Consider the following 25,752-nt stretch of genomic DNA (forward strand, 5'->3'; position numbering starts at 1 on the left):
TACGGACGGTGGACGCAACCATCTGCGGTCGCTTCACCAAACCGCAGTGGGCTTGCGACGAGCCTACCGGATCTCCCGCGCAAGCGACTGCAGCTTTCTGAAGGCATCGTATCTCAGCGCATGACGCGCAGCGATTTCACCGCCGGCAGGCGCGTAGGTGCGATCCGTGCCGGAAAGCCTTGCCATCGCCGAGCGAACGTCCGGGAACTCGCCTGCCGCCACGCTTCCGAGGATGGCCGCTCCGAGAAGCACAGGCTCTTCGGAGCGCGTCGCCAGAACCGGCTTCCCGGTCGCGTCGGCGAGCAACTGGCGGACGAGATCAAGCTGGCCCGCACCCCCGCTGATGACGATCTTGTCAATGAGGGCGCCGGACGAAGCCTGCGTATCGATGATCTGACGCAGCCCGTAACCGATGCCACATAGTCCGGCCACGTAGAGCGACACGAGATTGTCGAGATCCCTCTCCATGCCGAGCCCTGCGACGACCGCGCGAGCATGCGGATCGGCAAACGGCGCACGATTGCCGAGGAATTCCGGAACGACGTGGAATCCGCCCGCCAGTTCCACCGAGTCCGACAGCGCCTGGACCTTCTGCGCGGCAAGGTCCGCCAGCAGGACCGGCAGCGAGAGGCCGCGTCGTCCTGCGAGCTCCAGCGCCTCGCCGGCAGCCGGGTGGAAAGACAGAAGCTGCTCGATCGCAGCGCCCGCGGCGGACTGGCCGCCCTCGTTCAGCCACATCCCCGGCACCATTGCCGAATAGTAAGGTCCCCACACGCCTGGCACGAAGACCGGCTCCGACGTAGACGTCATCGTGCAGGAGGAAGTTCCGAAGACATAGCCAAGGTTGCTCTCCGGGGGGCCGTCAACGCCGACCGTTCCGATGCCGCCGGCGTGGGCGTCGATCATGCCGGCTCCGACCGGTGTGCCGGCTGGGAGACCCAACTCCTCGGCGGCACGGTCCGTCAGCCCGTTTCCAACCGGCGTGCCCGGCTCCACGACACGCTGACCTATGCGCACGAAGTCTTCATCCGCGAGCTGGCCAAGGCCGATCGCGCGAAAATAATCCGGATCCCAGCGCTTCTCGTGCGCGAGATAGGTCCACTTGCACGTCACCGTGCAGGTCGAACGGGCAAGGTCGCCCGTTGCCCGCCAGGTCAGGAAATCCGCAAGGTCGAAGAATTGCCAGGCGGCATCGAAGACGTGAGGACGATTTTCGCGCAGCCAGAGAAGCTTCGGCGTCTCCATCTCGGGCGATATGCGCCCGCCGACATAGCGCAGCACGTCGTGACTCTTGGCGTTGATGCGCTCCGCCTGGTCGAGGGCACGGTGGTCCATCCAGACGATGATATCGCGCTGAGCGTCCTCCGACGGTCCGACCGGAAGGGACCGCCCGTCATCGCCAAGGACGACGAGCGAACAGGTCGCATCGAAGCCGATGCTTGCGACTTTTGCAGGATCGACACCCGCCGACGAAACCGCCTCGCGCACCGCCCCGCAGACCGCGGACCAGATCTCCGTGCTCGACTGCTCCACGATGGAACCGGCCTCGCGAAAGAGCGTGATATCGCGCTTGCCCGACGCCAGCAGCCGGCCGGTCAGGTCGAAAAGGCCCGCTCTTGCGCTTCCGGTGCCGACATCAACGCCGATGAGATATCGTTCGCCGCCCGTGGGGCGTGCGGGAGAAGTGTTGGTCATGGTCTACCGCCTGCAATCAGGAACGTGGATCGGCGGAGGCCGGAGCCTCGCCGGTGATAATCAGAGCGGGATGAGGAAAAGTGCGTGCGGTTTTCCGCCCGCATCCCGCTCTAACCTATTAGAATCGATCACGTTTATGATTTAGGTCGAGCCGACCTAAATCATCGTGATCTAGAGATCGACGCTGTTGGGCAGGATCACCAGATCACGGATCGTGACGTTGCGCGGACGCGTCAGCATGAAGAGCACCGCATCCGCCACTTCCTTCGGCTGCATGAGGCTGCCGTTGGCAAGCGCTTCTTCCATCTTCGCCTTGGGCCAGTCGTCGAGCAGTGCCGTCACCACGGGCCCGGGCAATACGGCTCCGACGCGTACGCCATGTGGCGCCACCTGTCGCCGCGTGCTGTGCACGAAGGCCTGCACGGCAAATTTCGATGCCGTGTAGATCGGCTCCCAGACGACGGGGACAACGCCCGCAATCGAGCTTGTAAAGAGGATGTCACCCGACTTCTGTTCGATCATATGGGGCAGCACGGCGTGCACTGAGCGGAACGCCGCATTGATGTTAAGGTTGAGCATCCGGTCCCAGGCGTCCGGGTCACCTTCGGCCACCGGCCCGCCGATATAGGCACCGGCATTCGCGTGGAAGACATCGAGCTTTCCGGCGATATCCAGGATCCTCGGAAGCATCCCTGAGACTTCGGCGGGCTTGAGAAGATCGACGACCAGCGGCAGGGCGTTTTCGCCGAGCTCGGCACAGAGCTGCTCCAGCTTGTCCTGAGCGCGATCGACGAGAACGACCTTCGCGCCTTCCGAAAGCAGCGTGCGGGCGCATTCCAGACCGATGCCCGATGCTGCGCCGGTGATGGCGGCGACTTTGCCTTTCATGAGGTCAGCCATTTTAGAACTCCATTCCAATAGATTGGATCACGCGCGTCCGTGGCTGACACGGGAACGACGGGCCAATGAGTCGACGATGACAGCGATTGCCAGAACGCCGCCGGTGATCATGTAGCGGAGCGACGAACTCAGATTGAGCAGCGTCAGACCGTTCGAGATCGCCTGGATGACGATGATGCCAAGCAGAGCCGAATAGGCGCTGCCACGGCCGCCGAAGAGGCTGGTGCCGCCGATGACGGCCGCCGCGATTGCATTGAGGTTGACATCACCCGTGCCGGCCTGCTGGCTTGATGAGGCAAGACGTGATGCCGACAGGATGCCGCCCAGAGTGGCTAGCGTGGAACAGAGAACGAAGGCGCTCATGTAGATTCGGCGCACGTTGATACCCGACCGGCGCGCGGCCTCCCGGTTGCCGCCGACCGCGAACATCGAGCGGCCCCACTTCGTGCGCGTCAGCGCGTAGTTGAGGATCACGGCGAGAGCGACGAACAGGCCGAACATCCACGGCACGCCGCGGCCAAGATTGAGGTAGAAGACTGCCGCTTCAAGCGCGACCGTAAGCACGACCGCCTTGATGATCAGCGCGCCAAGCGGCTGGGCGGAGAGGTTCGCCGCCTGCCTCTGGCGCATCGTGCGCATGCCCTTGCCGATCATCACCAGACCCGGCACCAGCGCCAGCGTGTGGGAGAGCCAGTCCGGCATGATCAATATCTGCCCGAAGCGGACGAGCGAGGAAGCGTATGGCAGGTTGATCGAACCGGTCGGCCCCAGGATATAGAGCTGCATGCCCAGCAGCGCGAGAAGACCAGCGAGCGTGGCGATGAAGCTCGGCATCCCGAGCCGGTTGTAGAGGGTCGCGTAGATCAGTCCGACTGCGGCCCCGACCAGAAGCGCCGCGAAGATCGCTGCGGCGATCGGCCAGCCGGAATTCACCCACAGCACCCCGACCATCGCCGAGGCGAGGCCGCTCATGGAGCCCACCGAAAGGTCGATTTCGCCCAGCACCAGCACGCAGATGATCCCCAGCGAGATCACGCCCACAGTGGCGCAATCGAAGAGCAGGTTCACCAGGTTGTTGGGAGCAAGAAAGACCGGATTGAGGGCTGAGAAGATGATCGATATGACAATGAGGCCCACCGCGACCGGCAGCATGCCGAGGTCGCCGGACCGCACGCGATCGATGAAGCCCCACACCATGTCGAGGATTCCCTCGTCGTGGCGCACACGTTCATCGCTGCGGTCAAGCCTCTGCTGGGTCTGGACAGCGGTGTTCGAAGGATTCTGGCTCATGCGGCTCCTCCGCTCTGCTCGTTGGCGAGGCCGGTCTTGCGGTCGAGCCGGCGCGAAACGGCGTTCTCCGTGGCACCGGTGATCGCGGTAACGAGGTCATGATTGGACGCGTCCGGCAGGAAGACGCCGTTGTTCCGGCCAAGCCGCAGCACGACGATGCGATCCGCCACCGCGCGCACGTCTTCCATGTTGTGACTGATGATGATGACGCCGAGCCCGCGGTCGCGGACGCGTTCGATCAGGTTGAGGACTTCGGCAGTCTGGGCGACGCCGAGTGCCGCCGTCGGCTCATCGAGCATGATGAGCTTGGGATCCAACAGCAGCGAGCGCGCGATCGCCACCGTCTGGCGCTGGCCGCCGGAGAGCGACGCGATCGGCTGGCGCACGGACGGGATGCGCGCGGCCAGCTCCCGCAGAAGCGTCCAGGCGCGCACTTCCATCGCGACCTCGTCGAGTTGCCAGGGAGCCAGCTCGTGACCGAGGAACAGGTTCGCGACGACATCGAGATTTTCGCATAGCGCCAGGTCCTGGAAAACCGTCGCAATCCCGAGGCCAAGCGCCTTTGCGGGGTTGTCGAGCGTCACGCCCTCTCCGCAGAACTCGATCGTGCCCGCGGATGGCTGATGCACGCCGGCGAGGATCTTGACGAGCGTGGACTTGCCGGCGCCGTTGTCTCCCACCAACGCAACGACTTCGCCCCCGTTGACGTCGAGCTCGATGTCGGTGAGTGCGGATACGGCGCCAAAATTCTTGGATATGCCGCGAAGACGCAGCACAGGCTCACCCTTTGCGGGGGCACTCTGGATATCGCGTGTCATCGCCTTTCGACCTTTCGACCACAGCGCCACGCATCGGGCGCGGAAAAACGCTGTAGCGCTTTGAATTGCTGCATGTTTCTGCCCTTAATCGGGTGCGATCCAGGAAAACATGCAGTGGAGCGGGATCAACGAAACGTATGAGCGATACCGCCAGGCATCCCGTTCCAGGTTTTGGAATCCATCACGACCATGATTATGGGTCGACCAAAAATCATCGTGATCTCGGAGATGTGTTCGGCCGCGCCTCGCGACCGAACACGACAGCAGAGTCTCAGTTCATGATGCCGAGTTTGCGGCAGCCTTCAACATATTCGCCGGTGCAGATCTCCTCCGGCGTGTTGATCTTCTTGTCGAAGATCTCGGCCTTGATGTTCTCGGCCGTGACCACCGCGGGAGTGAAGAGCTGCGAGGGCGTTTCGTACAGTTTATGGGTCGATTCCGGCGTTTCGCCCTTGATCAGCTTCACGGCGACGTTGGCGGCAGCCGCCGCTACGATCTCGGATGGCTTCGAGATCGTGTTGTACTGATCACCGGAGATGATCAACTGCAATGCCGCAATCGTCGCATCGTTGCCGGTGACGGGCGGAACGGGCTTGACGCCCGCAGCCTTGAGCGCCGCGATGGCACCGCCACCGGTTCCATCGTTGGCCGCGACAATCCCCTTGATCTGGTCGCCGAAACGGGTGATCTGGCCCGCGGCCCATTCCTGCGCCTTCGGCGGCGCCCAGTCCGGCGTGTCGAATTCGGCGAGCGTCTTGTAGCCGGATGCATCGAGGGCGGAATCGATGCCGTCGCGAATGAGGCCAGCAGCCGCATCGGTCGGCGAACCATTGATCTGCAGGACGCCGGAACCATCCGCAACGCCGGACGCCTTCAAATGATCGACCAGCGACTGCGCGATCGCGCGGCCGATGCCTTCGTTGTCGAACGAAACGTAATAGTCTGCCGGCTTGTCCGGGATCGGACGGTCATAGGCGATCACCTTGACGTCCTGGGAATGGGCGATTTCGACGAGCGCGGCGGCCGCGGCGGAATCAACCGGATCGAGCACGACAACCTTGGCGCCCTGCGCGATTACGGAGTTGAACTGCTGCTGTTGAAGCGCCACGTCCGCATTGGCGTTCTGGTAGATGACGGTGCAGCTCGGGCAGAGCTTCTCCATCTCCGCCTTGAAGCCCGGATAGTCGTGTTCCTCGTAGCGAGTCGATGCCTGGTCCGGCATCAGGAAGGCAACGGTGGCCGCTTCCTGCGCAACGGCGGCGCTGCTGAGCGACACGGCAAGGCCGGTCGAGGCAAGCAAGTAATAGATCGTCTTCATAAGTTTCCTCCAAGGTTGATTTTCGCCGGCGTCCTGAAGCTGTTGAAGGGCGACACCCCCAAGATATCGCGAAGTCGTCCGGCGACAATTCCAGACGGCTTTTGTGGGCCCATCAGGGCGCAGCCGGTCGTTCGCCGCAGCGAACACCGCGGCGCTTGATTCTTTGATTCCTGTCTGACTCCTCCCTGCCCAGCTTTTTGCGAAACTGGCGGCTTCATCGATTGTGCTTGCTTGCTCAATCGATGAAGCCGAATTGCCACTTAACTTCTTTGATGTCAAGGTGGCGTTCGAAAATGGAGATCAAAATTCGTGAAGCGCAGCATTCCGACGAAAAGGACAACGATCTACGACCTGGCTGAATTGGCCGGCACCTCGGCGAGCGCGGTGAGTGCCGTGCTGAACGGAAACTGGAAGAAGCGCCGCATCAGCAGCCAGTTGGCCGAGAAGATCACCCGGCTTGCCGAGGAACAGGGTTATGCGCTGAACATGCAGGCGAGCGTGCTCCGTCGCGAGCGATCGAAAATCATCGGCATGATCGTGCCGAAGTACGACAACCGTTACTTCGGCTCGATCGTGGAACAGTTCGAGGCCATGGCCCGCGAGAGGGGTCTTTTCCCGATCATCACCTGCACGCGCCGCGATCCCGCACTAGAAATCGAAGCGGCCCGCGCGATGCTTTCGTACCAGGTGGACTGCCTGATCGCGACCGGTGCGACCGATCCGGATCGAATAGCCGACATCTGTTCGGCTGCCGGCGTCCGTGCCGTGAACCTCGACCTGCCGGGTTCGCGTGTGCCATCGGTCATCTCGGACAATTTCGGCGGCGCGCTCGAACTCACGCGGCGCGTGCTGGCGAACTGCGAGAGGGAGTTCGGTGAAAAGGCACCGCTGCTCTTCGTCGGGGGACGCGGAACCGACCACAACACAGCGGAGCGTGTGAGAGGCTTCCGCGCCGCCCATGCCGAGGCGGGGGTGGCGGTCGACGAGACGCTCGTCCTGACCTGTGGCTATGCGCCCGAGAAGGCAGAGAACGCCATGAAGGCGATGGCGGAAAAGGTGGATGCACTGCCGCGCGGCATGTTTGTCAACTCGACCATTTCGCTTGAAGGCGTCATGCGGTGGATCCGTCGCTCCGGCCATTATGCCGACCGGATGCCGCACCTCGGCTGCTTCGACTGGGATCCTTTCGTGGCCATGCTCGGCGACCACATCGAAATGGTTCGCCAGGACGTTCCAAAAATGCTCGACGCGGTCTTCGAGATCATCGACTCCGGCGCATCGGACCTGAAAGTGATCCAGATTCCGCCGATCGTCGAGCAGACGGGGTGATCACGGGAGTTTTGCCGACGACGCACGAAAGGGGCTTTGCTTTCATGCACGTCGCTGTCCCAATGCTGCAAACTTTTGGGCGACATGCAATTAGTCGAGTTCGAACTCTTCCTTGTAGTCCTTGCGTAGACGTTCAGGCTGGTCTTCCTTCTTCAGCATGCAGTTGCCGACGACGAGCCGTTCGATCTCGGTGCCCATGAAGCATCGGAATGCATCTTCAGGCGTGCAGACGATAGGTTCTCCCCGCACGTTGAAGCTGGTGTTGACAAGGACTGGACAGCCGGTGCGCGCTTTGAAGGCTGTCAAGAGATCCCAATAGCGAGGGTTCGTCTCGCGATGCACCGTCTGGATGCGCGCCGAGTAATCGACGTGGGTGACAGCCGGAATCTCTGATCTCGGCACATTCAGCAAATCGATGCCGAACAACTGTTCCTGCGGATGGTTGGCATGCAACCTCCGGCGCTCCAGCACGTCAGCGACGAGCAGCATGTAAGGGCTGTCGGCATCGAGATCGAACCAGTCGGCTACGTCCTCGCGGCGGACTGAGGGAGCAAAGGGGCGAAAACTCTCCCGGTACTTGACTTTGAGATTGAGCGTCTTCTGCATCGTCGGCGAGCGCGGATCGCCGAGTATCGAGCGCCCTCCAAGCGCACGCGGCCCAAACTCCATGCGCCCCTGCATCCAGCCAACGGCCTTTTCCTCCACAAGGGCCTCGACCGTGTCTGTCGTGATTTCGGCGTCGGACAGAACCCGGTAGGTGGCGCCGGCAGCAGCAAGGCGCTGTTCGATTTCACCTTGTCCGTAGCTCGGACCGAGATAGGCCCCGGCCATACTGTCCCCGCCGTTTGTGACGCGGGGCTGGCTCAGGTAGTCATGCCATACGGCGAGTGCCGCACCCAATGCGCCGCCTGCATCGCCGGCCGCGGGCTGCACCCAGATGTCCTCGAAGAGGCCTTCCTTGAGGAGCTTGCCATTGGCAACGCAGTTGAGCGCGACGCCACCCGCCAGGCAAAGATTTCTTTCATTGGTTTCCTGCTTCGCGAACCGTGCGAGCCGCAATACGACCTCTTCCGTAACGCTCTGGATCGAGGCCGCCAGGTCCATTTCGCGCTGGGTAAGCGGGGACTCCGGCTTGCGCGGATCGCCGCCGAACAAGCGATGGAAGGCCGGCGACGTCATCGTGAGACCGGTGCAATAGTCGAAGTAGCGTTGATCAAGCCGAAACGAGCCATCCTCCTTGAGGTCGATAAGATGGTCGAGGATGGTTTGGGCGAAGCGCGGCCGGCCATAGGGCGCGAGCCCCATCAGCTTGTACTCGCCGGAGTTCACCTTGAAGCCGGTGTAGTAGGTGAAGGCGGAATAAAGCAGGCCGAGGGAATGGGGGAAATGGATTTCCTTCAATATTTCAAGGTGATTGTCGCGGCCGTGGCCAAGGGATGTCGTGCACCATTCGCCGACCCCGTCCATGGTCAATACCGCCGCCCTGGAGAAGGGAGAAGGAAAGTACGCGCTCGCGGCGTGCGCCAGATGATGCTCAGTAAAGAGCAGCGATCCCGCCCATTCCTTCACTCCGGCAAGCCTGCCCAGATCCTTGCGAAGGAGCTTCTTTTGAAACAGCTTCTCCTTGATCCATACCGGCATCGCAACCTTGAAGGAACGAAACCCCCTCGGGCTCGTCGCAAGATAGGTCTCGAGGAGCCGCTCGAATTTCAGGAACGGTTTGTCGTAAAACACGACATGATCGATATCGTTCATGCCGCAGCGCGCTTCCGCCAGGCAATATTCGATGGCCCGCGCAGGAAACCGCGGATCGTGCTTCTTTCGAGTGAAGCGTTCCTCCTGCGCGGCCGCGAGGACGCGGCCGTCTTCGACCAGAGCCGCGGCGCTGTCGTGATAAAAGGCGGAAATGCCCAGAACGCGCACGAGGGCCCCGCGTCAGAACAGGGTGTAGATGAACGGCGCGACCGCGGTGCCCTGTGTGAGGACCACCAGCGTTCCAAATACCGACACCATGATCAGGATCGGGAGCAACCAGAACTTCTTTCGGTTACCCATATAGGCGAAAAGCTCCTGGACGAATTCCATCTCTCTTCCCTCTCGACATTTAGTACTGGTTGCGCATCGTCGCCGGCGGCGGCTCGTTTGGGGATCTCGTCCTCCAGTAGGTGCTTGCGCTGCGGTCGAATGCTGCCCCCAAGGGGTCGTGGCCGCGCAATCGCAACAGAACCCCGATCGGAATGAAGGTGGTGACATAGATCAGCAGCATCACGACCGGATTGATCACCTTGAACAGGAGCAGGCCGAGTTTGGTCCAGAGCCGGTTCGCTGTCGTCAAAGTATGCGGAGCCAGGCATGCCAGGATGACAAGCGCAATACCGATGGAACCAAGCGCAATGGTGAGTAGGGTGGCGTGCTCAGCCTGCCACCATCTCAACACTGCGATGCAAACAAGAATCCCGCCGACGGTGTACCCGAAACTACGGTTGGACGGACCTTCCGGGATGCTTTCTATGATCGGCTCATGCGACGCGCTCATTGCTACCCACCTCAATCAAGCGCCCGGCGTCAATGTTGGTGAACTGAAATCGAGGGCAATAGTCCCTCACAATCGCATTAATTCATGACCAAACTACAGCAACAGCGGTCAGGTTTGGTCAATATGCCGATGGATATAGAAACGGTTTCCGTGGAGAAAATCCGCATCAGTCAATGCTCTGCCGCGGCATATCGGCAACCGATGACAGCATAGAAGGAAATGGATTTTTACATGTTGGCTAACGTTACGATGCCGGTCAGGCTTTTGGTGTTCAAAACAGAATTTTTCGACTGATATTACTGAATATCATTGTGCTCGTGTGCCCGGTTGTTGACCGCTTTGCAACTTCGTCCTGATGGGTGAAAAATTCGATCGCGTGAGTGCGTGCCGGATCGACGGATCCATATATCCAGCGGTATATTGGCAGTCATGCCAATTAAGCTTATCCCAGCCCAAATGCATGTTCGCGCCATTGAGAGACAGGGGTCATTTTAAAAGACTAGATTTGGCTGCCGCAGCCGGCAGATATTTGTTTTGACAGTAAATACCTGGATCAGTTCATACTCGGGTGGCCGCTTTAATGTGGAACGGTTCGGCCAACATAAGCGCTTCAATTGAGGCAGCTCTCAGGGGATGTACAACGGCCATCCTCAGGACATTCAATCTGTCAGATCGACTGCGTGCTGAATATGGTCGCGCGCACGAAAGGATGCGGAGCGATCGCCACGCGAACGAGCGGGATCTTCTTCCAGGTCGCATGGTTTGGACGAACACCTTCCGTGCCCGGTCGGACAAGGTGATCGCAATCGGCCGCATCATGCTTGCGGCCGGCAGCATCTGGATCGCGTGGCTGGACTCGGTGCATGTGCCGTTGCCGCCCGAACCGATGTACGCGCTGCTCGTCGCTTATTTCTGCTACGCCGTCATCGTTGCCATCCTGTCCTGGCGAACCGAGATTTCGAGGGTACGCGGGACGTTCGTGCGCCATGTGATCGATATCGTCGCATTCGCGGCGTTCATGTCGATGACTGACGGCACGTCGAGCCCCTTTTTCGTGCTCATGCCCTTCACGCTGTTGTCCGCGACCCTGCACTGGAGATGGCGAGGCGCGTTCTGGAGTGGGCTCACTTGCCTGCTGATCCTGCTGTATCTCGGATACTTCGACACACGTGATCTGTTCGATCCGGACGCCGATACCACGACGAATGTTTCCCGGTTGTTGTTCATCTTCGTGGCAGCGGTACTGCTCATCTGGCTTGGGGCCCATCAGGAGGCCGTGCGCGCCGAGTTGTTGAGACTGGTTCAAAGAACGCCTGCCTTGCCTCAAGGCCGCGAGTGGCCCGCCGCTGCCGCGCTGGAATATGCCGCGCACGTGATGCTGGTTAAGCGCGCGCTGCTCATCTGGAGTGACGGCGAAGAGCCGTGGACATATGTGGCGTTATGGGAAAACGGGGTCTGCAAGGTCACGCAGATGGCTCCGGATGCCTTTGGAACATGGACCGACAAAACCCTGCACCAACGAAGCCTGTTGATATCCGATACCACGCGCAACCGTGTTCTCATTCACAAGGGCGATGGTCGATTTGACTCCTGGACCGATGAGCGGCCGCCCCTCTCTCCCGCGCTTGTCGATGCGTTTTCGTTGACTTCCGCCGTCTCTGTTCATTTCGAGGTTGGCGACCTGCAGGCCCGCCTCTTTCTGCTCGAACCGCCGGCGCTGACGCTTGACGACGTCGCAATCACCGAAATCATCGCCGATCGCATCAAGGCGCTCTTCGAACAAGCGATGCTGGTTCGTCGTCTTAGCGACGAGGCCGCCGTCGAGGAACGCATTCGTATCGGCCGCGACCTTCATGATGGTGTTCTTCAAACTCTGGCGGGCACCGCCTTGCAGCTCCAATCTCTGCGGCCGATGGGACAAGAACCGCCCGACGACTTGGAGGAACGCTTGACCGCAATCCAGTCGATGCTTCTCGACGAGCAGCGGGAGTTGCGCACCTTCATCCGGGCGCTGGAACCGGGGCGTGAGCATGGAAACGCGGCGGAAGCACAACTGGAGCATCAATTCGCGGAATTGGCCGATCGGCTCATGCTGCAATGGCAGATCGATGTGGATGTCGCGCTCGATCCAGCCAAGGTCAGGCTTCCGATGAGTCTGATTTACGAGTTGACGCGCATGACATCAGAGGCGACGGCCAACGCGGTGCGCCATGGACACGCACAGAAGGTCAGGATCCGCCTGCGGACAGACAAGGAAGCAATCGTACTGACCGTTGACGACGACGGGGTCGGGTTTGGCTTCGGCGATCGCGTCGAGCATGCCGAGCTGGAACACAAGAAAATGGGTCCAAGAAGCTTGCGCGAGCGAACAGCCGCTCGCGGCGGCAAACTTGCAATTGATAGGATTGCGGAATGGACACGAGTGATGATCATGCTTCCGATGCCTCGATAAATCTCCGCGTGATTGTCGTCGACGATCATTTGATCGTTCTCGACGGGCTGCGGCGTTTGATCGAGACCGTGCCTGGTTGGCAGGTCGTGGCGACATGTCAAAACGCCGTGCAGGCGCTTGACGTCCTGAATTCCGATGCTGTTGATTTCGTCGTTCTCGATTTACGAATGCCGGAGATGAACGGCCTGGAGTTCGTTCGTCGCGCACGTGGCTGCTGCCGCGCGGCGATCGTGATCCTTACTGCGGACATCGGCGACGACCAACTCGAAGAAGCGATGCAACTCGGCGTGCGCGGCATCGTGCTGAAGGAACAAGCGCCTGTCGCGCTGTTGGATTGTATCAGAGAGGTCGTGGCGGGCGGCACCTATTTTCACGATCCGGCGCTAAAGGGCGCGCTCGATCGCATCCGCAGACAAGAGACCGAGCGCGACCGGGTTCTTGAGGTGTTGACGCAGCGCGAAATAGAGGTGTCACGCCTTGCTGCGGCGGGAATGCGCAGCAGAGAGATTGGCATGCGACTCGGGATTTCACCCGGCACCGTGAAGCTCCACCTTCACAGCATCTATAGCAAGCTCGATATTTCGACGCGCGTGGAGCTTGCCAATCTGTCAAAGAGGCTGCAGCTCAACATTGATTGATCTCCCGGTTATTGCGGAATGTTTTGGCCAAAACTGCTAGGCTCAGGAAAACGATATTTGACAGAATTGACGAATTCTCGCCGGAGATCGGAATCGTAAAATAAACGCCGAATGCCCCTCCCCTGCGTGTCCTCGGGTCAGGTAGACAGACCCGAGCAAAAAGCGGAAGTCAAACATAGGCTTGACCTTGCGAGAAAGGTGGAACTGCCTTGAGACACAGAAGAACAGGATTTATACTTTGTACGATCCTGGCGGCTTACTTCTTGCTGAGCCCCGCCTACGCGCTGTTGAACTATAGCGAATATGCTTCCGCCGCGCCGCACTTCCTTCGCTACGTTGTGATCCCGGGATCGCTCGCCCTTTTGTTTCTGCTCGCGGGCGTCCTGGCGAGACCCAAGCTAGCGATGGCGGTCGGCATCTACGGCCTGAGCGCCTTGCTCGGCCTGTTTCTCTTTGAAGCATTGCTTACCTTCCGGTCCGTGCCAGTCCGATTGTCGATGTTGGGGCAGCTCGACGAAAACGAACGGCAGGCTCTTGAGCAGAAAGGATATGTCGTAGCCGCATTCACACTCAACCAGCTCAACAGAATGTCGAATGTCGATAGTTTGCCGCAAGCAGTATTGTCCGGCTTCCCGAAGACTGAAGTCGTTCTCTGCGCGCCAGACAACAATGCGATCACCTATCGTTCAGATCGTTTCGGCTTCAACAATCCGGACGAGGTATACGATCGCGGCACCATCGACGCGATGCTTCTCGGCGACTCTTTCGTCGAGGGTTTTTGCCTGCCTCCCGGCGACGATATTGCGTCACACCTGAGATTGGACCGGCTTGTAGCGACTGCTGCGGGTATCAGGGGCAATGGTCCCCTCGTCGAACTCGCGACGCTCGGACGCTTCGGCCCGATCCTTCGCCCCGATCATGTGCTGATGGTGTTTTTCGAAGGAAATGACTGGGAGAATCTGGAAAACGAGCTTCACATGCCATGGCTGCGCGCGGCTCTCGACCTGGATGCGAACTACGGATCCCCGTCGGACGCCGGCGACTCCTTGCATCGGGCAAGAACCGCGATGGGGCAGCGTAACAAGGAGCCTGTGACGGTCATGGATCTCTTGACAAAGACGGAGCTCCTTCGAAATTTCGCGGCATTGCAACAGACGCTTACGCGCTTGGGACTGGTCTTGCCGAAGGCCACGCCGGAAATACCGCAGTTTCGTAAGATCCTCCATCGTGCGAAATCGATAACCAACAGTTGGGGAGGAACCTTCACGCTCGTCTATGTGCCAAGGGTCGATCGGTTCATGGGCGCACTCAGCTCGAGAGCCGCATTCGACCCGCTGCGCACGCTTGTGCTCGACAGCGCGGTTGCCGAAGGCATCGAGGTGATCGATCTCGTGCCGCCCTTGGAGGCGCACCCGGAGCCTGAGAAGATGTATGCTGCAGATAGCCACTTCAACCGCGACGGCGCCGCATTTGCTGCAGATATCATCGCGAAACGCTTGGCAGGCCCTCAGATATCGAAGGCGGCCAGCGTGATGCACTGAACGCAATACCGCGCAAAGCAGGCCTCGCAACGGGGCGTCACCAACGCGCATGTGCCGCCTGAGCGTGAAAAAAGACGCGGTGAGTATATCCATGGGAATATATTCGAAAAACTGGCAATAGGTTAGAGTTGCGCTGTTTAATATCCGGCTCCCGGAATGATGCGAATTTAGATTAGGTAATCAGCACCGTCAGTTTTCCAGTTGCGAAGCGTTCTTCTCTTCCTCGGAGAGCGATCATGCATGTACAAAACGTTGTAGAGATCACGCCGACCGACGGCCTGCTACCAGCGGCTGTGATTATTACCGCCTATCGGTCGAGCCGGTACGGGCTTGTGGTCTTCGTTCTGAACGACGTGGCTCCGGCGGCAATTGACGTGATCCTGGATCCGGTCGTCAGTACCATGCCACTGTCCATCCCCGGCGTCCTCTATGTTCAGATTTCCGATGAGGCACGGGTTAGCCAGGCCGTGTCTTCCGCTGAGACGGTTTATGTCGCGACGGAAACGTTCCACGATTTAGCAGTCGGCTACGGAGCCTCCCCCGGTAATATTCGTCCCGTCGGATCTTCCCAATACCGGCCAAGGAAACGAGTAGTGTTTGCCAAGTCTGGTGAAGCGCGCGGACTCCCAAAAATGAGGCGGGCACCAATGCGACCCGTTCTTTATCAAGCCTGTCGAACCCAACTACGCGACGGCGAAACCCGGCACGCGTGACACACCGGGCGAGACGGCGCGGCGGAATAAGACCATTGGAAAGGTCCTCGTCGTGATGCGGGAAGGCAGTCGTCGCAACAAGCCAAACACTGGAAGTTCGATAGCGGCGGATGATATGGCGTCCACTCGGAAAAGCGCTGGACGCGTGCATCCTTCTCGGGCCCTCCCCTGGATCGGCGACGCGTTGACAGTTGTCATTTCGATTGCGGTCGCCGTGGTCGGGTCCGAACTGGTGCTGCGCGCTTTCCCAAGCCTTCAGATCCCCGTTGGTGAGGGCGACTATGTGTTCTGCGGAATAGCACGAACGAGACACCAGCCCCATCCGCACTACGGCTTCACGGAAATCCCCGGCAACAGATACTTCGAACGATTCAGCAGTTTCGATCCGTGGAATCCCGTGAAAATCAACGCAGACGGCTTCCGCGACAATGCCATTGGCAACGGCGAACCCGTGATCGTACTCGGCGACTCGATCGTGCGAGGCTCGCTTGTTAGGGAAAGCGAAACATTCAGCGCGCTGTTGAATGCTTGGCACCCGCAGCTCCTGTTTAAGAACTATGGCACCGGTGGTTACGGGCAGCCGAACGAGATCCGGCTCTATGAGGACAAGGGGCGAGCGATCTCCCATAAACTCTTGATCGTCGGGTTTTCACTGAGCACGGACATAGAAGACAATGCCGAGCGGGCGGTTCTCACACCTTCCTCCGTCGACATTAACGTTGAACCGGCAGGTTCAAATCCGAAGCAAGCGGGTTTGTTATTGGAGGCGCACCTTTTCTTGTGGAAGAACAGCAAATTATACAATTGGGTCTATTCGACGCTACTGCGGCCCTATGTGGGGAACATCGATTCTCGCCGAGATATAGAAGACGCACTCGAACTGACAAAACGTCTCTTCGACCAACTGGCCACCACTGCCCGGAGTAATGGCGCAGACCTGCTTGTGGTCATTTTGCCCGGATGGGCAGAGATGGCCGGTCGAGACGACGGCCTGCAACCCGATCGGCAACGCAAAATGATTGAGACGCTGGCTGCGACGACGCCAGGCATGTTCGTTGTCGACCCGACCGTGCGTCTGGCGGCCGCCGACCCAACGAAAACCTTTGGCGTCGTTGACAAGCACCTTTCTCCCTTGGGGCATTTCCTCGTTGCGGAAGCAATCGACGAATGGCTCCTCAGTGAATGGAGAGGCAAGAACACAATCAGGGGGAGCCAGCATTCTTTCGCCCCTGGCCCGCCCATCGAGCCCGACTGCGGGCAGCTTTCCGCAGCGCGGTAACCCTGGGGACTGATCGCACGATGATTACCGAGGTAGCGCGAGGGGTTCGAATACCCGGTGGGAAGCCATCCTCCCGTATGAGGCGTATCGCCCTGATGGTGCTGTCGACGGCTCTGAGCATTGCCGTCGGCGCGCTGCTTTTCGAGGGTATTGCGAGGATTGCCTTCGACGATGGCATGGATTTCGACCTGGAAATGTGGAAATACGCGCGGGACCTGAAACGGGTCAGCGCCAATCCGGCAATTGCCCATGAGCATCGCCCCAACACAGGCGGCGTCTATATGGGCGTACCCGTGCAGATAAACTCAATAGGTTTGCGCGACAGAGAGCTTGCCGCTGGCGGCAAGCCCGTCGGCCGTGTCCGGACCGTCATGCTTGGCGACTCGTTGACGTTCGGATGGGGAGTGCGCGCCGAAGACACACCCTCGAGGCAACTCGAGGCATTGCTCAACGGAACGTCCGCCCCCGATCCTCGCTACGAGGTTATCAACACAGGCGTCGGCAATTACAACACGCCGATGGAGGTCGCCTACTTCGTGACTGAAGGGTACAAGTTTGATCCCGACGTCGTTGTGCTGAACTATTTCATCAACGATGCCGAGCCCACTCCCTACCGGAAACAATCCTGGCTGGGCGAGCATTCGGCGGCCTACGTTGTCTTCGCGTCGGCAATAGACAAGGTCTCGCGCATCTTGCTCGGCCGTGCGGACTGGAAGACTTACTATCGCGATCTGTATGAGCCCGAGGAACCCGGCTGGCAGCAGGCCAAGGCTTCGATCCATCGTCTGGCAAGTTTCTGCCGGGAGCGCGGCTACAAGTTGATCCTCGTAAGCTATCCCGAACTCCACGACTTGAAGGACTATCCGTTCCCGGAGGTGACCGGGGCCGTCGAACGGATTGCCTTCAGCGAACACATACCGTTTCTCGACTTGCGACCTTCGGTAATGGATCTTGCGCCCGATACCCTGTGGGTATCACCCAGCGATGCGCATCCAAACAGGATTGCCAACGAGCGTTTCTCAAAGGCCATGGCGGACGTATTGACAGAGACATACCCGGAACTCTTCGGTATGTCCGCGAGCGTCGCGACCGAAAATTCGCAATAGGGAAAACTGCTCCGTCGCGCGGGCAATAGATGCAGCGGAAGCATGAACGCCCCTGCGGCGACCGTCAGGGGCGTGTTGATTGCGAGGGCCGGAAGCCGCAGAAGGTCTTACTCCTCCACTGGCCCGTAGAGGCCGAGCTCATCGAGCAGCGCGCGCTGCCGGTTGACACTTTCGACGAACAGGCCGGTGTGCCGATCGATGATCCGGCCGCGGCGATCCGGATCGGAAACGGCGGAGAGCGCGCCGAGGATCGCCGCGACCTTTTCCGACGTCTGCCGCAGTTCCTCCAGCAGCTCTGCCTTGCCGGCGACCTCGGTAACCACCTGCTTTGTCACCCGGCCAATGCCCGCCGGCGTGCGGCTGCCGGCCGACACGTAGCCCTCCGGCAGATCGCCCTTGAGGTTGGTGACCGACTTGAAGCGGATGACGTCGAAGATCTGGTCGACCGCTTGCTTCGCGCCGGTCACGCGCGAGGGATGATCGGTGTCGGCGGCGGCATGCGGCAGCAACTCCAGCTTGCCCTTGTGGCCTTCTTGGAGCGGCAGGTAAGGAAGCATCGGCCCACTGAGCTTGCCGGTCGCGGCGTCCTTGAAGAGGTCGGCGTCGATCGCCGCGTGCGCGATCTTACCGGACGACAGCGCGTCGTCTAGCGCAGTAGCATCGACGACCTCGCCTCGGTCGTAGTTGACCAGCACTGCGCCGTCGTTCATGGCACCGAGCACCTCCCGATCGACGGTGCGGGCGTTCGAATAGACGCTGGTCGCCGCGTCCAGGCGGCCGAGACCGATGTGGACGGAAAGCACGTCGGCACCTGTCGCCGCCGCGACGGGGCTTGCGGCATAGTCGAAGCCTTCCGTCTCGATCCAGTGCCTGTGATGCTCGCGGGCGTAGATCGCCACCTTCATTCCGAAGGCCTTGGCGAGCTTGGCGACTTCACGGCCGATATTGCCGTAGCCGAGAATGGCTATCTTGCGGCCCTCGAGCTTTGCGGTCGGAAAATCCTTGAGCTGACGGCCGGTATCGAAGTCGCCTTCGGCGACCATTCGGTGCAACCTATCGACCGGCAGATCGGGCAAGACCTTGAGGACCGCCTTCATCGCCATCTGGGCGGTCGCGCGGCTGTTGATGCCCGGCGTGTTCATCAGCGGCGCGTCGCCGCCCTCGCCGTTACCGCCGCCCCAGGAGGCCGAGCTCATGTTGCCCGTGCCGGCGCCGATGCGCACGCCGCCGAGCGGAAATACGGAGGCCTTCGGAATGAAGGTCGCCGCCGCGATCAGCGCGTCGTACTGGCCCTGGTCGGTCTGCGGCAGGATCTCCGCCTCAGTGCTGAGGTTCGGCTGGTAGAAGAAATGGATGCGGCCCTTCTCGAGCGCCGAGCGGTCGCCGAGCGGCCCGAGATGGAAAACGCCGCCCTTTTCCTCGACATAGGCCTTGATCTCGCTGTGGTCTGGCTGGCCGTCCGCGCCGAAGCGCAGGCCGACCAGATCGGCGATCAGAACCGTATAGGCGCGCTCCGGATCGTCCTTGCGGACGGTGCCGGTGGCCTTGGCCGGAGCCTCGAAAGTGACGCCGTTCTTCGCCAGTTCCTCTTCGAGAACGACGACCTTGGCACGCAGATAGGCATATTGCAGATTTTCCAGCAGCGCGACGACGTCTTCCGGCTCGCGGATGCCGCCGACCCAGGCGCGATAGTCGCCGGGCGTGCCCGGGAAGGCATTGACGTAGCGGGCCGCGTCAAGGCCGGACTCGTATTCGCCGTTCGGATGTGTAATGCCCTCATAGCCGAGCAGTTGCTTCGAACGGGCGATGATGCGGGCGTGGACGGCGGGATCGGTGATGCTGTCGTCCTCGACCTTGAGGAGCGTCACCGCCGCGCCGCGCCGCTCGGAATCGGTGACCGTCAGCGACAGGAGCGGATGCGACTTCACCCAGTCATCGATCACCTTGCGGTTGGCCGCGGAGCGGCGGTTGAGCTCGACCACCGAGCCGACGCGCGCCTCGGATTGCAAGAGGCCGAAGGTGGTCTCGGCAAAGGCGAGCGCGCTGTAGGTATTGATGACCCCACCAAGCATGCGGTCTTCGGCGGCATCGTAGAACGGTCCGGCATCGACCGAGCGTTTGGCCGAAAACGGCTGCCTGGGGTCGACCGGCGGCGCGATCTTCAGCTGGCGCGGGATCGCCCAGGCGGGATCTTGCTGGTTCTTCTCGATCAGCGCCAGCGCATGCGGCGTGAAGGAGGCGACGAAATAACCCGAAACCCCGCCGATCGCCTTCTGGAACGGCATGAACAGGCAGCACTTCGCCATGACGGCGCTGACGAGCTCCGGTTCCCACGGCATGGCGCCGAGCATCGAGGTGGCATCGAACACCGCATGGCGGTTTGCCGGATCGCCGTCGATCCAGCTCAAAAGCTCGCGGATCTCACGACCGGTATAGGCATTGGCCCCGGTCGTCTCGTGGCCGACGCCGACGAAGATCGAAACGCCGAGGGCGGAGAGCTCTTCTGCCGTCGGGATTACACCTTCCGAGGCGGCAAAATGGATGCGGCTCTCGCAGCCTTTTTCAGCGAAGCGCTGCATCTCGATGATCTGCGTGGCCCAGGACTGGCGGAAGAACCCAGCGGCCTTGGACGGATCGCTCTCCGGTCGCGGCGTATCGACATAGACGCGCTGCGAGGCGTCATTGGCGTTCATCAGGTGCTGGACGCAGACGGTGAAGCCGCTGTGGCCACCGCCGAGCCCCACGGCCATGCGATTCGTCTTCGGAAAGCCGAAATAGCGATGGATCGCCCGCATCATGTCGGTCAGGATCTTGTCGGCCGGATAGCCGCGATGCATGCTGCGTGAAATCTCGGCGGTGGTGAAGCCGCCGATGTCGTTGCCCCGGTCGTCAAGCTTGCGATAGGTCTTCTCGATCCAGGTATCAAAGGCGATGCGCCGCAGACGACTATCCACTTCGTCGGTGGTCGCATCGGTGATCGGGCCGACGCCGAAGAACGGGTTGGACGGCAGCCTCGGCGCGCCGGATCTCGTCAGTTGGAGTGCCCTCAGTCGCTGTTCCTGCATCTGCGCGATGTTCATCATGATCTGCCTATCTGTTTTCGAGGCGGGAGATGGCGCTGATAGTGGATCGAACACTTCAGAAAGAAGACCTCATATGCGCCGAACAGCACGCGGAATGCGTCATTGTTGCGCCTGCCGTGAGGATTGGTGCCGCGCTGGCAGCATGTCGACGATCCCGCAGGAACTTCTTGCGGAAGGAGGGCGTAAAAGGCGCAAATTTCGACCGGTGCGTATCGGAGGCAGAGACGTCGCTTTGATCAGCCTTGCGATTTGCTGTCGCTAAGAACCCAAGGATGCACGGAAATTTTGCGGTGTGTTGGCGAACCGCCTTCGGAACGTCCGACTGAGATGGGATGAATCACAGAAACCGCTTTCCGCGGCGATCATGGCAATCGACTTGTCGGTGTTCTCAAGCATATGGCGCGCAAGCAAAAGCCGCATCTCGATGAACGCGGTCAGGGGTGAGGTTCCAAGCGCCTCCCTGAAATGCCGTTCAAGGCACCGCTTACCGACCTTTAGATGTCTTGCCATCTCGGAGACGGAGACTGGCGTGTCCAGACTTTGCTGCATGAGCAAGAGTGCTTTCCTGACAATTGGATCCTTGGTCCGGAAGCTGAGCGTCAGGCCAGGCTGCGGTGCGCCCCCGTCCTCCGCCTCGCTGATCATCATGATATTCAAGCTCTTCGTGGATTGAGCCTTGCCGATGTGCCTGTCGACCAGGAATGCCGCGAGATGAGCCGTACTCGTGCCGCCAGAGCAAGTCAGTCGGTCGCGGTCGACCACGAAGATCTGGTCGGAGATCGGCCTGAGCCCGTCGAACTGCGAGAGAAAGTCCTGGTGGTGGAACCAGCTCACACAGCCGCGATAGCCCTCCATTAAACCGGCACGATGGAGGATGAAGGTGCCGGTGCAAAGGCCGACCAGCGGAACTCCGGCCGCGGCGGCCTGGCGCAAATACCGTTCGACCCGCTCGTCGGGCCGGTCCATTTCGTCGATGAGCCCGCCGACCACGACGATATAATCGAAGTGTTTGGGGCTGCCGAACACCTCGTGAGGCTGAACAGAGACACCGCAGCTGGCCGTGATCGGCCGCATGTCCGGGGCGACGACTTTCCATCGGCATTGAATTGGCCGGCTCCGGTCGCCTTCGTCCGCAGCGAGGCGCAACACGTCCACGAAGTTGGCGAAGGCGCAGAGCGTAAATCGCTGCACCAGAACAAACCCCACTGTCAGGCGCGCATCCTGCTCACGCCGCACGCTCCGCTGGGAAACGTCGTTTAAGACCATGCTGTCTCATTTCTACTGCCGATATGACGCAATCATTCTTTTCAGATCTCCAACGCAAGTCAATATTTCGGGAGTATGTCGCGGATAGATGGCCATGCGACGCTGGGGGATACGAGGCCGCTCGGCCGTCGGGGGGAGGAATTTGGATGAGAATAGTGAGCGCTGAACAGCGTCGGTTTGCCTTCTACCTTGTGCCGGAATTCACGATGCTGGCGTTCTCCTCCGCGGTCGAGGCCTTGCGGCTGGCAAACGCGGTTGTCGGTTACGAAGCCTACTCCTGGCGCGTAGTCTCCTCGGACGGTGCCAAGGTCCGCGCGAGTTGCGGCCTCACGCTTGAAGCCGACAACTCCATAGCGGCTGAACGCCAGCATCTAACCAGCCGGCTGCGTCCCTCGGTGTCCGTCATTTGCGGAGGAAAGCACGTGGAGCGCCACGTCGACCGTGCGGCCGATGCCTGGCTGCGCGAATGTCGCAATCGGGGTGTCGCGGTCGCGGGTCTCTGCACTGGTGCCCATTTCCTGGCGAGAGCCGGGCTGCTGGACGAGCGAAAATGCGCGATCCACTGGGAGAACCAACCCGGATTTGCCGAGCGTTTTGGCGCGGCAAACGTCAGCACCGGAATCTACGAAGTCGACGGTAACATCTTCACCTGCGCCGGCGGAGCCGCTTCCTTCGACATGATGCTCCACATCATCGGCCGCGATTTCGACGAGAGCGTTGTGAGTGGCATATGCGAACTGGCACTTGTCGACCGCGTGCGCGATCCCGGGGAACGGCAGCGCCTTCCCTTCGCCCAACGCATCGGGGTTCGAGATCCCATTGTGCTGAAGCTGGTCGAGAAGATGGAGAAGAGCCTGACCGAGCCGATGCAAGTGGAAGAGCTTACCTCTTCAATCGGCCTTTCACGGCGGCAGGTCGAGCGGCTGTTCCGCAACGAGTTGCACTGTTCGCCGGCGCGGTATTATTTGAAGCTCCGTCTCGAGCGCGCCCAACTGCTGCTTGTACAGTCGACGATGCCTGTCGTGGAGGTCGCCATCGCTTGCGGCTTCGTGTCAGCTTCGCATTTTTCCAAATGCTACCGCGAGACCTTTGCGTGTTCGCCGCAGGAAGCGCGGGGCCGCATCATGAGAATGCCGGCGGCGCGCCCGGCCGCATGTGCATCGGCCGCGTGACGCCTCCAGCCGCCCGTCTTATCAGACGCGCAAAGGTCGCTATAGCACTTTGATTTGCTGCCTGTTTTTGTCCTTAAGTCGGCTACGATTTGGGACACATGCAGCAGAGCAGAGCAGTCAAGCGGCCATCTGGCTGTCTTGACCATCCTTCAGGCACTTTTGACCGTTTTGTATTTCCAAACGTGAAGTCAGCCCCTTCGAGGCCGTGCTGAAACGCCGAAGGTGTAGGTGGAAATGCCTGTCCTCAACCATATGTTTGGTCGTATAACTGATCGGCACTGCACTCGTCCCGTCTTTCAGACCACGTCCGACCCCGGAGAGTTCAATGGCACAATCCCAGGACAATATCGTCAAGCTTCAGGTCGCCAACACCCGTCCCGAAGACTCCGGCGGACCATTCGCGAGAATTACGCCGAAGATCATGTCCGCGCTCGGAGTCGAGGAAGGCGACATTATCGAGATTGTGGGGAAACGTCATACAGGTGCGATCGCCTTCCGCGGCTATGGTGAAGACGAGGGCCTCAACATCATCAGACTGGACGGCCTGCAGCGTGTGAATGCGGGCGCAACCAGCGGCGACCATGTCGAGGTTCACAAGGTAGACGCGAGACCTGCCCAGCGGGTCGTTCTCGCCCCTGCTCAGAAAAACCTTCGGCTGCAGGGATCGGGCGAAGCGCTTCAGCGTACGTTCTTTCGCCGCCCGATGGCTGCCGGGGATGTGATTTCGACATCGGTGCAGCAGCGCATCAGCCGCAACGCCCGCACGGAGCACGACATCATGCGCGGCCTGGTCGAGCTTCCGGCTTACGGTCTCCAGGAAATACGTCTGGTGGTCGTGTCGACCCAGCCGCGCGGTATCGTCACGATGGGAGAAAATACCATCGTCGAACTGCGGCCGGAATTCGAGGAGCCCAAGGAAGCCAGGCGAGCCGACGTCACCTATGACGACATCGGCGGCCTTGGTAACGCCGTCGATCAAGTGCGGGAAATGGTGGAGCTGCCGCTTCGTCATCCGGAACTGTTCCAGCGCCTCGGCATCGATCCGCCGAAAGGCGTGCTGCTTCACGGGCCTCCGGGAACCGGCAAAACGCTTCTGGCGCGGGCGGTTGCAAACGAAACCGAGGCTCATTTCTATCATATCGCCGGGCCGGAAATCATGGGTAGCCAATACGGCGAATCCGAACAACGGCTGCGCCAGGTGTTCGAGGAGGCGGCCAAGAACGCTCCTTCCATCATATTTCTCGATGAGATCGACTCGATCGCGCCAAAACGCGAGAAAGTGACCGGAGAGGTGGAACGCCGGATCGTCGCACAGCTTTTGACTTTGATGGACGGTCTCGAGCCGAGGCAGAACATCGTCGTTATCGGTGCCACCAACCGTCGTGACTCGATTGACGAAGCGCTGAGGCGTCCAGGCCGCTTCGATCGCGAGATCGTCATCGGAGTGCCGGATCAGAAAGGCAGGCGCGAGGTTCTTGCCATTCACGCGCGCGGCATGCCTCTGGCGGAAGACGTCGACCTCGACGAAATCGCAAGAACCACATACGGTTTTGTCGGCGCGGACGTCGGCGCGCTCGCGCGCGAGGCAGCGATGGATGCGCTTCGCAGGATATTGCCGGACATCAATCTCAGAGAGGGTATCCCGTCCGAGGTCCTCGAGAACCTGAGCGTCAACCAGGCCGACTTCCTGAGCGCCATGAAGCGGATACAGCCCTCGGCACTGCGCGAAATCATGATTCAGGCCCCCGATGTTCGGTGGGCTGACATCGGTGGGCTCGACGAGGCGCAGATGCGGCTTCGCGAAGGGGTCGAATTGCCGTTGCGGTCTCCGCAATCATTCAAGCGAATGGGCATTCGACCGGCCAAGGGATTCCTGCTGTTCGGTCCGCCGGGAACCGGCAAGACCTTGCTGGCGAAGGCCGTCGCGCGGGAAGCGGAGGCGAATTTCGTGGCCACCAAGTCGTCGGACCTGCTTTCGAAATGGTACGGGGAGTCCGAGCAGCAGGTGTCGCAGCTCTTCGAACGGGCAAGGCAGGTCGCGCCAACCGTGATCTTCATTGACGAAATCGATTCCCTTGCGCCGGCTCGGGGCGGCGGCATCGGCGAGCCGGCGGTGACCGAACGGGTGGTGAACACGTTGCTGGCGGAAATGGACGGATTGGAAGATATGCAAGGCGTGGTCGTCATGGCGGCAACCAATCGGCCGAATCTCCTCGATCCCGCCCTGCTTCGACCTGGCCGTTTTGACGAGCTTGTCTATGTTCCGGTTCCGGATCAAAAGGGCCGGCGCAAGATTCTCGGCATTCACACGCGCAAGATGCCGCTGGCCAAGGACGTTGACCTGGACGATCTTGCACAGAGGACCGAGCGGTTCACGGGCGCCGATCTTGAAGACCTCACAAGACGCGCGGGTCTTATCGCGCTCAGAGAAAATCTCGACGCCCAGGACGTCACGTCAGAGCATTTCAACAAGGCATTCGATGAAATCCGCCCGTCCGTGACGCCCGAAGTCGAGCGCGAATACGAGGCGATGCTCCGCACGCTGAAACAGGAAGACCCGCAGCGACAGCAGATCGGTTTCCTGCCTAGAAAAGGCGGCTGAACCTGCCGGTCCAC

Annotated in this window: 19 protein-coding genes; 9 read left to right on the forward strand and 10 right to left on the reverse strand. The window is 60.5% G+C overall.

The annotated features are described in order from the left end of the window. Positions 1-63: 63 nt before the first annotated feature. The 5 genes from FKV68_RS16190 to FKV68_RS16210 all read right to left on the reverse strand — a co-directional run bounded on the left by FKV68_RS16190 (position 64) and on the right by FKV68_RS16210 (position 6,021). A complete protein-coding gene (locus FKV68_RS16190) occupies positions 64-1,695 on the reverse strand; it encodes an FGGY-family carbohydrate kinase (RefSeq protein WP_180938834.1) in 1,632 nt (543 codons plus the stop codon). 171 nt (positions 1,696-1,866) lie between these two features. Beyond that, positions 1,867-2,595: an SDR family oxidoreductase gene (locus FKV68_RS16195; protein ID WP_180938835.1), complete on the reverse strand. Its 729-nt coding sequence runs from the start codon at positions 2,593-2,595 to the stop codon at positions 1,867-1,869. Between the two features lie 27 nt (positions 2,596-2,622). Continuing rightward, on the reverse strand, positions 2,623-3,885 hold the full coding sequence (locus tag FKV68_RS16200; protein ID WP_180938836.1) for a sugar ABC transporter permease: 1,263 nt from the start codon (positions 3,883-3,885) through the stop codon (positions 2,623-2,625). Beyond that, the gene (locus tag FKV68_RS16205; RefSeq protein WP_180938837.1) at positions 3,882-4,703 is read right to left on the reverse strand and encodes an ATP-binding cassette domain-containing protein; all 822 of its coding nucleotides are present in this window, start codon (positions 4,701-4,703) and stop codon (positions 3,882-3,884) included. The genes FKV68_RS16200 and FKV68_RS16205 overlap by 4 nt, the downstream gene beginning before the upstream one ends. A 271-nt stretch (positions 4,704-4,974) precedes the next feature. Then, complete coding sequence (locus FKV68_RS16210; RefSeq protein WP_180938838.1) at positions 4,975-6,021, reverse strand: ABC transporter substrate-binding protein; 1,047 nt, start codon at positions 6,019-6,021, stop codon at positions 4,975-4,977. 309 nt (positions 6,022-6,330) lie between these two features. Between FKV68_RS16210 and FKV68_RS16215 the strand changes: the two genes are divergently transcribed. Next, on the forward strand, positions 6,331-7,350 hold the full coding sequence (locus tag FKV68_RS16215) for a LacI family DNA-binding transcriptional regulator (protein WP_180938839.1): 1,020 nt from the start codon (positions 6,331-6,333) through the stop codon (positions 7,348-7,350). 90 nt (positions 7,351-7,440) lie between these two features. Here FKV68_RS16215 and FKV68_RS16220 read toward each other — a convergent pair whose 3' ends face one another. From FKV68_RS16220 to FKV68_RS16230, 3 genes are read right to left on the reverse strand one after another with little or no spacing between them, the layout of a single operon-like run. After that, positions 7,441-9,273: a carbamoyltransferase family protein gene (locus FKV68_RS16220; protein ID WP_180938840.1), complete on the reverse strand. Its 1,833-nt coding sequence runs from the start codon at positions 9,271-9,273 to the stop codon at positions 7,441-7,443. Between the two features lie 12 nt (positions 9,274-9,285). Further along, on the reverse strand, positions 9,286-9,435 hold the full coding sequence (locus FKV68_RS16225; protein WP_180938841.1) for a DUF5989 family protein: 150 nt from the start codon (positions 9,433-9,435) through the stop codon (positions 9,286-9,288). 19 nt (positions 9,436-9,454) lie between these two features. Continuing rightward, positions 9,455-9,886, reverse strand: coding sequence for an SxtJ family membrane protein (locus FKV68_RS16230; RefSeq protein WP_180938842.1), 432 nt, complete (start codon positions 9,884-9,886; stop codon positions 9,455-9,457). A 796-nt stretch (positions 9,887-10,682) separates the two neighbouring features. On the opposite strand from FKV68_RS16230, the gene FKV68_RS16235 reads away from it, so the two are divergent. From FKV68_RS16235 to FKV68_RS16260, 6 genes are all read left to right on the forward strand, one after another. After that, a complete protein-coding gene (locus FKV68_RS16235) occupies positions 10,683-12,338 on the forward strand; it encodes a sensor histidine kinase (RefSeq protein WP_246452520.1) in 1,656 nt (551 codons plus the stop codon). Positions 12,339-12,346: 8 nt separating this feature from the next. Beyond that, complete coding sequence (locus tag FKV68_RS16240) at positions 12,347-12,976, forward strand: response regulator (protein ID WP_246452522.1); 630 nt, start codon at positions 12,347-12,349, stop codon at positions 12,974-12,976. A 209-nt stretch (positions 12,977-13,185) separates the two neighbouring features. After that, the gene (locus FKV68_RS16245; protein WP_425347593.1) at positions 13,186-14,517 is read left to right on the forward strand and encodes an SGNH/GDSL hydrolase family protein; all 1,332 of its coding nucleotides are present in this window, start codon (positions 13,186-13,188) and stop codon (positions 14,515-14,517) included. A gap of 236 nt (positions 14,518-14,753) precedes the next feature. Continuing rightward, positions 14,754-15,230, forward strand: a complete 477-nt coding sequence (locus FKV68_RS16250; RefSeq protein WP_180938845.1) for a hypothetical protein — start codon at positions 14,754-14,756, stop codon at positions 15,228-15,230. A 184-nt stretch (positions 15,231-15,414) separates the two neighbouring features. After that, positions 15,415-16,509, forward strand: coding sequence for an SGNH/GDSL hydrolase family protein (locus tag FKV68_RS16255; protein WP_180938846.1), 1,095 nt, complete (start codon positions 15,415-15,417; stop codon positions 16,507-16,509). 77 nt (positions 16,510-16,586) lie between these two features. After that, positions 16,587-17,615, forward strand: a complete 1,029-nt coding sequence (locus tag FKV68_RS16260; RefSeq protein ID WP_180938847.1) for an SGNH/GDSL hydrolase family protein — start codon at positions 16,587-16,589, stop codon at positions 17,613-17,615. A 107-nt stretch (positions 17,616-17,722) separates the two neighbouring features. On the opposite strand, the gene FKV68_RS16265 is transcribed toward FKV68_RS16260, so the two are convergent. Beyond that, on the reverse strand, positions 17,723-20,698 hold the full coding sequence (locus FKV68_RS16265) for an NAD(P)-dependent oxidoreductase (protein ID WP_180938848.1): 2,976 nt from the start codon (positions 20,696-20,698) through the stop codon (positions 17,723-17,725). 258 nt (positions 20,699-20,956) lie between these two features. Then, positions 20,957-21,964 (reverse strand): GlxA family transcriptional regulator, encoded by a 1,008-nt coding sequence (locus FKV68_RS16270; RefSeq protein ID WP_180938849.1) that lies wholly within the window; start codon positions 21,962-21,964, stop codon positions 20,957-20,959. A 146-nt stretch (positions 21,965-22,110) separates the two neighbouring features. Here FKV68_RS16270 and FKV68_RS16275 point away from each other — a divergent pair, with 146 nt between their 5' ends. Both FKV68_RS16275 and FKV68_RS16280 read left to right on the forward strand, forming a co-directional pair. Further along, entirely contained in the window at positions 22,111-23,136 is a 1,026-nt protein-coding gene (locus FKV68_RS16275; protein ID WP_180938850.1) for a GlxA family transcriptional regulator, read from the forward strand. 325 nt (positions 23,137-23,461) lie between these two features. After that, positions 23,462-25,738: a CDC48 family AAA ATPase gene (locus tag FKV68_RS16280; protein ID WP_180938851.1), complete on the forward strand. Its 2,277-nt coding sequence runs from the start codon at positions 23,462-23,464 to the stop codon at positions 25,736-25,738. Positions 25,739-25,752: the final 14 nt, after the last annotated feature.

It is taken from the genome of Sinorhizobium mexicanum, from assembly GCF_013488225.1.
Lineage (GTDB): Bacteria > Pseudomonadota > Alphaproteobacteria > Rhizobiales > Rhizobiaceae > Sinorhizobium > Sinorhizobium mexicanum.